8 protein-coding genes are annotated in these 12,019 nt (G+C 68.6%); 3 read left to right on the forward strand and 5 right to left on the reverse strand.

Annotated features, from left to right (window positions below; genetic code table 11):
• The first annotated feature begins 120 nt into the window (after window positions 1-120).
• The 3 genes from ACN469_RS37270 (at window position 121) to ACN469_RS37280 (ending at window position 2,346) form a co-directional block, all read left to right on the forward strand.
• Window positions 121-522, forward strand: a complete 402-nt coding sequence (locus tag ACN469_RS37270) for a hypothetical protein (protein WP_498776081.1) — start codon at window positions 121-123, stop codon at window positions 520-522.
• Between the two features lie 110 nt (window positions 523-632).
• Window positions 633-1,739, forward strand: a complete 1,107-nt coding sequence (locus ACN469_RS37275; RefSeq protein WP_498776082.1) for an NAD(P)/FAD-dependent oxidoreductase — start codon at window positions 633-635, stop codon at window positions 1,737-1,739.
• 55 nt (window positions 1,740-1,794) lie between these two features.
• Window positions 1,795-2,346 carry a hypothetical protein gene (locus tag ACN469_RS37280; protein ID WP_498776084.1) on the forward strand — a complete coding sequence of 184 codons (552 nt, stop codon included), beginning with the start codon at window positions 1,795-1,797 and terminating at the stop codon, window positions 2,344-2,346.
• Here the strand turns inward: ACN469_RS37280 and ACN469_RS37285 are convergent.
• The 5 genes from ACN469_RS37285 to ACN469_RS37305 form a co-directional block, all read right to left on the reverse strand.
• On the reverse strand, window positions 2,343-4,184 hold the full coding sequence (locus ACN469_RS37285) for a tetratricopeptide repeat protein (RefSeq protein WP_498776085.1): 1,842 nt from the start codon (window positions 4,182-4,184) through the stop codon (window positions 2,343-2,345). The two genes, ACN469_RS37280 and ACN469_RS37285, sit on opposite strands and share 4 nt — an antisense overlap.
• Window positions 4,185-4,332: 148 nt before the next feature.
• A complete protein-coding gene (locus ACN469_RS37290) occupies window positions 4,333-5,094 on the reverse strand; it encodes a hypothetical protein (RefSeq protein ID WP_498776087.1) in 762 nt (253 codons plus the stop codon).
• A gap of 7 nt (window positions 5,095-5,101) precedes the next feature.
• On the reverse strand, window positions 5,102-7,540 hold the full coding sequence (locus tag ACN469_RS37295; RefSeq protein ID WP_498776089.1) for a glycosyltransferase: 2,439 nt from the start codon (window positions 7,538-7,540) through the stop codon (window positions 5,102-5,104).
• Between the two features lie 5 nt (window positions 7,541-7,545).
• A complete protein-coding gene (locus ACN469_RS37300) occupies window positions 7,546-8,583 on the reverse strand; it encodes a hypothetical protein (protein WP_498776091.1) in 1,038 nt (345 codons plus the stop codon).
• Window positions 8,584-8,611: 28 nt separating this feature from the next.
• Complete coding sequence (locus tag ACN469_RS37305; RefSeq protein ID WP_498776093.1) at window positions 8,612-12,010, reverse strand: phage tail protein; 3,399 nt, start codon at window positions 12,008-12,010, stop codon at window positions 8,612-8,614.
• Window positions 12,011-12,019: the final 9 nt, after the last annotated feature.

Below are 12,019 nucleotides of genomic sequence, written 5' to 3' on the forward strand. Positions count from 1 at the left end.
GCCGTCGGTAGAATTTGATCCAGGGCACACGGAACTTCGGGCGAGTGGGCCCGATAACTCCACTGTCAGGCTGGCTCGCGACGGACGCGGAGCGACGCCAGACCTCGGGAGATTGCGACCATGGGCCTCTTCAAGAACGTTCTCGGCAAGGCGCTGGACATCCTCAAGCCGGCCCTCACGGCCATCAACCCCGCGCTCGGTATCGCGGCGGGCTTCGTCAGCGGCTTGATGAAGGGCGAGAACCCGCTCCAGGCCGGCCTGGGCGCCGCCATGGACCTGTTCCCGGGTGCCAGTGTCGCGAAGAACCTGCTGAACAACTTCCCCGGTAAGTCCCTCATGGAGGGCATGGGCGGCAACAGCCTGGTGAGCGGTCTGCTCGACAAGGTCTCCAAGCCGGGCCAGATCACCGACCTGCTCCAGGACGTGGTGAAGGCGAACACGGAGAAGGGCCTGTCGGAGCAGAGCCTCAAGAACGCGGCGGAGCTGTTCGCCAAGCGCATGAGCGAGACTGCGGTCGCCTGATACACGCAGTCGACTTCGCCCTCCCCCCCGGGCGCCGCACCCTGAAGCAGGGTCGGCGCCCTTCGTGTATTCAGGGGACAGTCCTCGCTTCACCTTGGTGAGTCTCACAGATGAGTTTCAGCTCGGATGTCGTGGTCCTCGGTGCCGGAGTGGTGGGGCTGTCCGTGGCGAGGCGGCTGGCGGCCACCGGGGCGCGCGTGACGGTGCTGGATGCGGCGGACCCGGGCGGCCGGGGCTCTCGCGCGGCGGCGGGTGTGGCGATTCCCTCGGTGCGTCTCTACGACGACCCGTCCATGCTCGCGTTCTCGCGGGCGGGAAGGGCGACGCTCGCGGAGGACCTGTCCGCGCTGCCAGAGGGCCACCTGCTGCGCCGGGGCCAGGGCATCCTCCGCATCGCCGCGGACGCGAAGGGACGTGACGCCCTCGCCGAGCGCGCCGCGAGGCATCCGGACGAGCTGGGCACGTGGGTGGACGCGGCCCGACTCGTGGAGCTGGAGCCCGCACTGGCGGGGACGCCGCTGCTGGGCGCATTCGAGACAGCGCACGGCCACATGGTGGACACGGAGGGCTACGTCAACGCGCTGCTGGGCGCGGCGATGCGCGCGGGCGTGCGGGTGCGGCTCGGTGAGTCCGCGCGCTCCGTGGAAGAGAGCACCGAGGGTGTGGTGCTGCGGACCGATCGCGAGACGCTGCGCGCGGACCAGCTCATCGTCAGCGCGGGGCCGTGGTCTTCGACCTTTCCTGGATTGCCGCCGCTGCCGCTCAAGCCGGTGCGTGGACAGATGCTGGTGGTGCACCAGCCGGGCCTGTCCCTCACTCGCGTCATCTCGGGGCCCACGTATCTGGCGCCGTGGCGCGCGGGGGAAATCGTCGTCGGCGCCACGGAGGAGGACGTCGGCTTCGTCGAGAACGTCACGCCCGCGGGGCTGCTGCACCTGAGCGCCACCGTGGCGAAGCTGGCGCCTCGGCTGCGCGAGGCTCGCTTCGTGCGCGCCTGGGCGGGGCTGCGCGCGGTGACTCCGGATGGTCGTCCGTACCTCGGACGCTACCCGGGCACGCGACGCACCTTCGTGGCCACGGGGCTGGGCGGGCAGGGCATCCTCACCGGCGCCCACGCGGCGACGGTGCTCGTGGAGCTGGTCGCCTGGGGCCGCGCGGAGCTCGCCGAGCCCTTCTCCCCGAGCCGGGCATCAACCTCCAACGCCGTCGTCGATTAGCAACATCACCGTTTCACCGCCGTCTCTGGGCCGGAGCAGTCGAGGGGAATCCGACATGAGTGACGTGACTGACAACATCGTGAAGCCATCCGCCGTGAAGCACCTTCGCATCCCGTTGCTGCTGGTGACGGCGGTGCTGTCCATGGGCAGTGGCATGGGCAACCCGGGTTGTGGCGGTACCTCCGACAACAAGTGTCGCGGCGACTGCGCCATCGACGGGAGCTATGTCCTCCGCTTCGAGGACACCCGCCCTGTCAGCGCCGCCTGTGACATGGCGGGCGTGACGTTGCCGGAGGGAGCGCTGCTCGTCATCGACCGGGAGGGAGACACCACGGCCGTCTACGCGACGCTGGGTGACGTCCAGCTCACCGGCAACTACTACGGCAGCTCCTACACGGGCGTGTCCCTGAGCGGTGGCAAGACGTTCCAGGGGCGCGAGGGGCCCACGTCGGAGCTGCGGTTCCTCCTCGATGGCTCTTTCGATGAGGCGCCCGCGCGCGACGACACGCGGGCCGTCTTCTCCGGGACGTACTCCGCCAACCAGGTGAATGTCCCGTCGGGCATGCCCTCGTGCGACGTCTCGCGGCGCTTCACCGCGACGCGCTAGTACAGGCTGACCGAGTCGAAGGGCCGGTTCAGCTTCGTCCGGGGGCGGGGCAGCAGGGCTTGCACCGCCGCCGCGTCGCCTCGGCCCAGCGCGTCCACCAGGGCCTGCGTCTCCTTGGGCCAGGTGGAGCTGGCGCGAGCGCAGCGCAGGGCCTCGGACCAGTCGGAGCGCCCGGCGGCCAGTGACAGTCCCGCCAGGCTCTCCGCGGCCTTGAGCGGCTCGCCGATTTCGCGAGCGTGCTGCTCCGCGCGCGCGAACCAGTCCACCGCCGAGTCCATCTTCCCGTCGTCCAGGAACATCCGCCCCAGCTCCGCGGCGATGACCTGTCGGTGGAAGGAGTCCCGCAGGGCCTCCGCGCTGGCATACGCCTGCGTGAAGTGCTCCACGGCTTCGGCGCGTGCGCCCGAGGCGAACTCCAAGCCCGCCAGCCGGTAGTTGTGGTGCTTGGAGAAGTTGACGCCCCACTTCGCGCTGATGCTCTCGAAGCGCCGCCACGTCGCGATGGCGTCCGAGAACTGCCGCGCCGACTCCTGGAGGTAGCTGGCGTTGGAGATGAGGTTGATCTTCAGATGCGTCGCGCTCGCGTCGTGCAGGTCTCCCACGCAGCGCATGGCGAGCTTCTCCTCCACCAACGCCTTGTCGAGCTTGCGCTCCTGGAACCACGTCAGCGCGCACACGTTGCGCAGCCAGCCCTCCTGGAGCGCGCGGTCCGGCGCGGTGCTCTTCGCCAGCGCGGCGAGGCCCGCCTCCACCTCCACGCGAGCGTTGGGGAGCTGCCCGAAGCGCTTGGTCAGCGTCAGCGCGCGGAACATGTGCAGCCGCGCCACCAGCTCCGGAGGGATGTGGCACTCCAGGCCGCGGCCAAAGGACTCCATCGCCGCGTCATGTGCACCGGTGAAGACATGCACCACGCCCATGCTGCGGTGGATGAGCGCCTTCAACTCATCCACTTCGCCCAGGCTGGCGCGGTCGATTTCAATGGCGGGCGTGGAGAAGCCCGTGTCCAGCACGTCCCAGGCCTGGGCCACGCGCGAGGCGAGCTGCGTGTCCGGGTCGCCGTCCAGCAGCGACAGGCCGTGCTCCGCGGCCAGCATGGCGCCTTCATAGTTCGTGGTGAAGAAGCACTGGCGGATGGCGAGGATGGCCGCCGCGACGCGCGACTCGCGCGACTCCGATGCGTCCACCACCAGCCGCAGGTAGCGGCCTTCCAGGTCCACCGCCGGCTCATCCCGCCGAGAGGACACCGCCCCCGGGCCCGAGGCGTGGGGGACTCGCAGCCTGTCACTCAGCGAATCCAGGTAGGCCTGTCGTCGCAACTCGAAGACGGCGGCGCCGTGGGGACGCCGAGTCCTCCAGCCAGTGAACAGCAGCGTCCCGTCCAGTCCGTCGAGCCGGGCCCACTCGGCCGCGCGCATCACCGCGCGCAGGCTGACCAGGTCGCACTCCCCAGCGCCATGCAGCACCAGGGGACGTCCGCTGACCCGCAGCGTCTCGACGATGGCGCGCGCGGCGACGGTGAGAATCCAGAAGGTCTGCTCGGATTCGCGGTGGAGCCGGCGCTCCGAGGGCGACAGCGCCAGGTCACCCAAATCCGGGACGCCCTGGATGGCTCCCGGAAACAGCCGATTCCATTCCGACGGATGAGCGGAGGCCACGGCGCGGACGACCTGGGGCGCGGTCTCCTCACAGGCGCGGAGGACCTTCCGCAGGCCTCCGAAGGCGGTGGGCAGCGCCACCCCCACGTCCACTTCGATGGCCCGCGAGGGCAGCGCGGAAGGGACACCCTGTTCAACGGACACCGCGAAGGAGACACCAAGCACAGCGGGTGGGGCGCTCACGGTGAAAGTCCTCGAGAGGGGGTCGAGAAGGCGAGCCAGCTGGTTCGTCGACCTCCCCAGTTTCACATCCTCTTAGCGGTCGAGCAATCCACCCTCGATGTATTTACCCGCAGTCGTTGTCTCTCGAAGACGTGACGCGTCAAAGGCATCAGTCCGCTGGAGTGAGGGTGGTGAGGCCCTGGCTGTGATGGAGGATGAGTCGGGGAAGCCAGCCACCGAGCTTGCGACAATGTCTCAGGGTGGACAGGCCCATCTCCTTGTACGGCACACCGCTCGCGCCCCGGCCGAAGTAGTGGATGACCCAGGCATTATCCAGGAGCCACGCCACCTGGTCCTCGGACAGGCGCAGCTCGCCGGTGAAGCCGCTCTCGGAGGGCCAGTTGAGTCGGCCGGTGGGCAGTGACTCGACGAGCTTGCCGTGCTTGCCGATGAGCTGGTTGCACAGCGTCTGGTCCGTCCAGTGGTCCCACTCCGACTCGGGAGTGGCCATCATCGCGGAGAGCCAGTGCTCGGCGAAGGCGTCGCCGGACGGACTGGCGCAGACCCCGGCGCAGCGGCGGCGTGGGTCCCAGCACTCCTCGCCAATGGTGAAGCGCTCCACGTCGGGCAGCGGGCGCAGCGTCACGGTGTCGAACGCGTCCAGGTACCAGCCGCCGTTCTGGAGGAGCGCGAAGGCCCTCATGCGCCGGGAGGCGACCTCCAGCCGTGTCGTGCCCAGCTGGGAGAAGTGCTCGGCCAGGTCCTCGAAGTGGGCGCCGGGGAGCAGGGGTTGGTAGCGGCGGATGCCGGGCTCGTCGCAGTAGATGAAGGTCCTGGCCTGGGGATTGTGCTTCATCGCCGAGCGGATGGCGGCGACGACGGTGGGGCGAAACACTCCACCGTGGAAGCAGAAGTTGAGCGCGGGAGTCATGTCGGGTTCAGGCCGCGATGAGGGCGTGGACGGCGTTGAACGCGTCGCCCATCAGCGCGCGCACGGTGTCCGTGGGATGAGGGTGCCAGTAGCGATGGTGGACGCGCTTCGGGTCCACATTCGCGTCGTGGATGCAAGCGACGAAGAAGGACGGGTCGTCGAGCACGAGGAGCTTGCGGGACGGGTCGTTCCAGAGGAAGCGCGCGTCCTCGCCGATGTTGATGTCGGGGAACGGGTTTCGACCCCAGAACGACTTCGTGTAGCAGAGCGTGTTGCCGGAGACCCAGGGCCGCTGACCTGGGGGATAGACGTACTGCCAGGAGCGGTCCGTCGCGGGCTGGTGGTAGTAGACGCGCGTGAGGCCGCAGACGGAGGCGCCCGCGTCGAGCAGTGACGTGGCCTGATAGGAAAGCCGGTGCGGCGCGGACCAGTCGTCGTCGTCCCAGTGGGCGATGATTTCGCCGCGCGCTGACTGACAGGCGAGGTTGCGCTTGGCGCCCACGGAGTGCCGCCGCTCCAGTCGCACGTAGCGGATGCGAGGGTCCTCGGGGAGCAGGTCCGCCACGGGCTGGGTGCCGTCGTCGACGATGATGAGCTCGCGCTCCGGCCAGTCCTGCGCGAGGAACCAGCGCACCGCCAGCGGGACGAACTGGCGCCGGTTGAACGTGGGCATGATGCAGGACACCGTGGGCCGGACCCCGTGCGGCAACGGGACGTCCGTGGGCCGTGGCTCCTCGGTGCTCGGGGCCACCGTGGCGCGAGCGAGGGTGAGCGTGGGCCTCGGCTCCTCGTGCGTCGGCACGGGTGTCGGCGTGGGCACCGCCTCCAGGCGATTGGCCATGGCGCGCTTCTCGAGCACGGCCAGGGTGCCCGCGGTGTGGAGCGCGCGGTAGCGCCCCTCGTGGAGCAGCTCCCGGACGAGGCGCTTCACGCCGGGGAAGTAGTCGGCGCAGTCGTGGAAGGCGACCAGTCCACCGACGACGAGCGAGGGCTCCAGGTGGAGGAAGTCCGCCGACACACTGGCGTAGTCGTGAAGCCCGTCCACCAGGAGCAGGGAGATGGGCTCGCTCCAGGGGACGCCGGGCGCGTGCTGGTGATGGACCTGGATGCGGGAAGCGAGTCCGGTCCGCTGGAGCGTGCGCGCGAGCTTCTCGCGCGTGGAGCCCATGTGCTGAAGGTTGCCGCCGCGAGCGCCCACGACTCCGTCACCCGGGTCGATGGCGTGAATGGGCGCGGTGACTCCGAGCGACTGGGCCACGCGGCCAAGAACGACGGTGGCCTTGCCACAATAGCTGCCCACCTCGACCACCGCATGTGACGAGGGCAGCGACGTGAGCGCGCGCGAGGTGGCGGCGATGAGCAGGTCCGCCTCTTCATCCGTGAGCCAGCCTTCGACTTCGCGCATCTCCGCGAGGAGGGGCCACGTGAGCAGCAGGCCGGGAGACTCCGTGCGTGCCACGTCCGCCACCGTGGCGCCTCGTGAGGCGTGTTCTTCAGCAGCCACCGCATCAGGGCCAGGAGCGGGAGGCGGCGCCGTGACGGGAGTCAGCGTGGGGTGGGGAACCTCCTCGTGCTCAGGGGTTCTCGCATGGAGCGGGAGCACCGTCGCCGCGAGCGCGGAGGTCTGCTCATACCGCTCGAAGCGATTGCGCACGTGGGCGCGCAGCGGGTCGTCCAACTGGCGAGGAATCGGATGCGCCCAGAACACGTCGGGCGAGGCCATGGCGGCGTCGAGCTGCGCGGTGGAGTACCGGACGCGGTAGCGAACCACCTCGTAGTCACACGGGCTGGTGATCACGCGGTGGCCGAGCAGGGCCGTCAAGGTCGGGAACAGCACCTCCTCGGTGGCCCAGATGCGCGAGCGACGGAGGAGGTCCTGGAGCTGCGTGTCGCGTTCGAACAGCGAGACGAGGTCGTTCGCCGCGTCGGCGCCGAATACGGTGGACGGCCAGAACGTCCAATGGACGAACTGGGACTCGCCCTGGGGGAACCTGCGCAGGAAGGGACGCCACAGGTCCACTTCGCGCCGGGCATGGACGGCGGGGGCCGTGCGAGCCCCCGGGCCGTGTGGCGTCTGCACGTTGCCCAGCAGGCCCGCGCCGGGATTCGCGGAGAAGAACGCGCGCAGATGCTCGGAGTAGCCGGGCCGCAAGCCGAGCTGGTCCGAGTCGACGATGGTCATCGCGTCGAACGGATGGTGCTCCCGCGCGAAGCGGAAGCAGTCGAGCGCGAAGTCGTGCAGCCATCCCCACTTCATCGGGCGCGGGGTGGGGTGGACGACGGCGTTGTAGTGCTCGAAGGGGAAGCCCTCGAGCAGCTTCGAGTTGTGCCCGCCGTTGTAGAGCAGGATGAGCGAGCTCGGGTCCAGGTGATGCAGGTTGCGGACGAGGTCGACGACGCAGTCGGGACGCTCGTGGACGAGGCAGGCGAAGACGTGTCGGAACATGGTGCTCAGACCTCGGTCAGGTCCACGGCCTCGAGCTTCAGGCCGAAGTGGTCCGCGGCGCGGGCCAGGTCCTTCTTGGGCACGGTGGCCTCGTTGGCGTCGTAGACGATGACGTGCGTACAGCCCGCCTCGCGACGCTGCTCGACCTCTCGCCAGGCCTCAGCGGACAGAGCCTCGCGCACGAGCTGCCAGTCATTGTCGAGCTGACCCAGGAATCCGAACGCGTCCAGGCCCTCGCGGAACAGCAAGGGCGCTTGAAAGCCGAACCCCAGGTAGTGATAGGCGCGCAGCCCCATCCCATCCGCCTCCACGGCATCGAAGCCGAACCAGGTGCTCGGGTCCTTGGCGTCCGGCTTGGACACCGTGGGCGGGCGTGGGTGGCTTCGCTCATAGAGTACGTGAGCGTGCCGCTCGGGATATGCGCCGCGCTGGAACAGGTCCATCGGCGACACTGTGTGCCCCTCCGCTTCGAGTTGCCGATGGCGCTCGTATCCCAGAGGCAGCACGAAGGATCTCAAGTGATAGGGCCACATCGGGTGGTCCGGACTCACCGAGAGGTCGAAGGTCTGCTGGACGGGCGAGTGCCCCAATCGCCAGAGCCAGTCGGATTGACTCCGGATGAAGTGCTTCTTGGCGCGAGGTGTCTCGCCAGGCGGAGCGTAGGGTTGGGTGAGTCGCGCGACGACGGCCTGGAGTGCGCGTGCCGTGGTGTCGTGTGGCACGGGCGCGGCGGCGATGCGCTTCCACAGCGCGGACTGGTCCTTGCCCGTGAGGTGGGTTGCGATGCTCAGTCCCGCGATGTTGGACAGCGCCGCGGGAGAAGTCAGGTCCGCGTCATCGAACCCTTCGAAGTACGTGGAGATGAGCCGGGACGCGAGCGCGAGGGCTCGCTGCACCAGCGACGCGTCGCCCGCGATGAGTGCAAGGAGGACGGGTTGCAACGAATTGGGCCTCAGCCCCGTGTCCTGCTCCCAGTCGGACAGCAGTTCGCTTGCGGAGGCGCGCAGTCGGTAGCGGGTGGAGCAGAGGTTGACCCAACACATCACATGCCTCCTGCGCGCCTCGCGCGCTTCAGATCTTCTCCACTCGCACGATGACATTTGCCACCACGAGCTTCACTTCATCATCCTTCATCGCGAAGTTCGCCTTGAGGTAGCTGGCGAGCTCGGCGCGGATTCGAGCGGCGATGCGCGCGAGCTTCGCGGCCGGGATGGTGGCCTGACCCGCCAGGAAGTAGATGACCTCGACCCTGCCCGCCTTCAGCGCCCCTTCGACGCGCTTGACGGTCTCCTGGTTGGTTTGCGCGGCCGTGGCGTTTGCCAGGTTGGTCTGCAGGTTGTCCGTCGTCGCGGACAGGGGATTCTCGCGCGTGCGCCCACTGGGCTGCACGGTGCCCACCTGCTCGGGTGGGACGTATTTGACACTCTGCGGCTTCTTGCCGCCGAGGAACTTGGCCTCGCCGATGACGACGCGGTCCTCCGCGGGCGTGGCGCCGGGGGCGAGCCCCGCGACGTCGAGGCCGGAGTGGGTGAGGGCCTTCTCCTCGGAGACAATCGAGATGTACTTGGGGTTGTCCGCCTTCACCTTCGCGGTCGCCGCCGCCTCCGCCTCCTTCTGCTGCTTGCGGCCCTGCGCCGAGGCAATCCACGTTCCCGACTTCGGCTCGCCCTTCTTGCGCCAGTGCCACTCGGTGTTCTCCGAGTCCACGCAGTAGAAGTGCTCGGCGCCGCGAGCCGAGGTCTTCCATTCGTAGCGCACGTCGCCCTTGGCGCCCTCGGGGCGCACCGTCTTCACGTAGTCCTCGTCGATGAGGCCCTTGTCGCTCACGCCCTTGAGCTGCTTCGGGTTCATCTCGGCGTCGACGGCGACTCCGGCGCCCTGGCGGACGACCTCCAGCTTCGTGAAACCGAAGCGCGACTTGAGGGGCGCCAGGCCCTTCTTCAAATCGCCGATGCGCTTCTCCTTGCCCCGGTCCGCCGCGAGGTAGCTGTCCAGCGCGGCCATGCCGTTCTTCCACCGCTCCGCGACGGGCACCTGTGACTCCGGCCCCGCGCCCTTGGCCTTGCCGAAGAGCTTGCGCGCCAGGGCCACCAGCTTCGCCAGCACCTTGTCGATGGCGCGGTCCACCATCCCCTGCACCTTGAGGATGGTCTCCTTGATCTTGTCGCTGATGCCGCCCAGGCCGATGAGCCGCGCCAGGAAGCTGATGACCACGGGCACCGCGCGTCCCAGCGCCTGCTCAATCCAGTTGGCCGCGCCGCCAATCGCACCCGTGGCGATGGCGTGCACCGAGCTGATGATGGCCTCGATGAGCGACATGATCTGACTGGCGCGCTCGATGAAGAACATCACCGTGTTGTAGATGGCGAGGACGGCCTGGATGATGGCGCCCGCCGGGTTGAACATGGAGATGATCTTCGTGATGGCCTGCTTGACGACGGTCTCGATGAGCCACGACTTCAGCGCCTCGATGACCATGTCCTTCAGGTTGCCGAGGTTCTCCTTCATCTGTTCCCACATCGCCGCCGGGCCAGACGTGATGAGGGTGCGCACCAGCTCGAAGACCTTCTCCAGCAGCCCCACGGTGCGCTCGCCCAGGAGCTTCACGGCCTTGGCGCGCATGCGCTCGTAGGTGATGCCGAGCACCGCGAGCACCAGCTTGAGGATGCTGGGCAGCGTCAGGTCCGTGGGGATGGGGATGCCCGCCTGCGCCAGCGCGCCGAAGAGCCACGTCATGAACCCACGAATCAGGTGGGCCTTGATGTTGCCCAGGAACTGCTGGACGCCCAGCTTGATGGCGGAGATGAGGTTGGACAGGAACCCGATGGGGTCCGCGAGGATGAGCTTGATGGTCTCCCAGCCCTTGCGCAGCAGGGCCATCAGCTTGTCCTTGAACTCGGTGAGGATCTTGATGACCTCGCCGATGGCGTCCGCCAGCTTCTTCAGCGCGCCGGCGTTCTCCTCCTCCAACTTCTTGAGGGCCGCGTCCGCCTTGTCGAACGCCTCCTTGTATTTCTGGGCCAGCTTCTGGGCCAGGTCGTTCTTCTTCGCGTCGATGCCGCTGCGCAGCTCGTCGAAGCGCTCGCCGACCGCCTTCTGCGCCTCTTGTCCCACGCCCTGCAGGTCGCGCGGGAGGCTGTCGACATACGTCTTGATGGCGGCCTGGCCCTTGTCCACGTCGGCCTTGGCCTGGGCCAGCCGGTTGTCCACCGCCGTGGAGATGCGCACCGCGAGCGCATCCATCTTCGAGGCGAAGCGCGTACGCGCCTGGCCGAGGATGACCTTGATGCCCTCGGGCACGGGGCGGAACAGGTCCGCCACCCAGCGGGCCTTGCCCGTCAGGCCGCTGTAGCGGTCGTCCTTGAACTTCTCGATCTCCCGGTCCGCATAGGACTTCATGTCCGACAGGGCGGCCTCGGCGCCCAGGTCGAACATGCGCATGACGTCCGCTTCGAGTGTGGACAGCCGCGAGTCCACCCGTTGCTTCGTCTGCTGGTACATCCGCTCGATGTTCGAGGTGACTTCCTTGCGCCGGGCCTCGTCCTTCTGCTTCGCCAGGAGCTGGCGGGTCTTCACCTTGCTGTTGCCGGACACGCGGACGCCGGCCATCTGCGCCACGCCGGCACGTGCATCCCCACCGGCCTTCGCCTTGGCCTGACCCAGGGTGCCCGTCTCGCTCGCGCGGTACTTGCCGGGTGCGGCTCCGGCGGTCTTCTCCACCTGGCCCTTCTCCGAGATGACCTTGGAGAAGCGCGGGTCATTCGCCTTCTTGAGCTGGTCGGGCGTCAGCTCCGCGTCCTTCATCTGCTGGTCCGCGTCCTGCTTGCCCTTCTGCAGCGCCTGCACCTGGGTGTTCGGCTTGGGCGCGGGCATGGCCTCCGCGCCGTTGACCGGAAGCGACTCGGGCGCGGGCTCGGAGGGCATCTCCGAGGACTGTCGGGCGGGGACGCCGCTGGGGTCCGGCGCCGCCGCGGTGGCGGCCTCCGTGGGACCCGTCGCGGCCTGCTTGGTCTCGCTGACACCTCCGGCGACGCTGTCCTTCACCTGCGCCGTCTCGTTGCCCTCCATGAAGCTGTCGGCGTCATCCAGCGTCTTCGGCATCACCTTCTCGATCTCCGCGCGCAACATCGCGAGGAAACCGTTGGGCTCTGTCTTGGGCGCTTCCGCCGCCTTCATGGCGTCGACTTGATTGCCCTTCGCCCCCGCGAGCTGCTCGGTGGGCGGGGACACGGCGGCGGCCTGCGCCTCCGCGGCCTTCTGCGACGCGGGGGGATGTTTCTTCGTCTTGTCGGAGCTCTTCTTGAGCTGCTCGATGACCTTGCGGAAGCGCGGGTCCTTCTCCGCGTCGCCACCGACCTTGATGGCCGCGCCTCCAGGAGCCGCCGCGCTCGTGGCCCCGGCGCGTGCGGGCGCCGCTCCTCGCGCGGGTGCGCGGGAGGAAGCTCGGGCGGATGCGCGGGCGGGAGGCATGGGGCTCTC

Source organism: Corallococcus terminator, assembly GCF_049194865.1.
Classification (GTDB): domain Bacteria; phylum Myxococcota; class Myxococcia; order Myxococcales; family Myxococcaceae; genus Myxococcus; species Myxococcus terminator_A.

Coding starts and splice junctions, on each gene's coding strand:
- ACN469_RS37305 (WP_498776093.1), bottom strand. CDS start 12,010: ATGCCTCCCGCCCGCGCATCCGCCCGAGCTTCCTCCCGCGCACCCGCG.
- ACN469_RS37295 (WP_498776089.1), bottom strand. CDS start 7,540: ATGTTCCGACACGTCTTCGCCTGCCTCGTCCACGAGCGTCCCGACTGC.
- ACN469_RS37290 (WP_498776087.1), bottom strand. CDS start 5,094: ATGACTCCCGCGCTCAACTTCTGCTTCCACGGTGGAGTGTTTCGCCCC.
- ACN469_RS37280 (WP_498776084.1), top strand. CDS start 1,795: ATGAGTGACGTGACTGACAACATCGTGAAGCCATCCGCCGTGAAGCAC.
- ACN469_RS37270 (WP_498776081.1), top strand. CDS start 121: ATGGGCCTCTTCAAGAACGTTCTCGGCAAGGCGCTGGACATCCTCAAG.
- ACN469_RS37275 (WP_498776082.1), top strand. CDS start 633: ATGAGTTTCAGCTCGGATGTCGTGGTCCTCGGTGCCGGAGTGGTGGGG.
- ACN469_RS37300 (WP_498776091.1), bottom strand. CDS start 8,583: ATGTGTTGGGTCAACCTCTGCTCCACCCGCTACCGACTGCGCGCCTCC.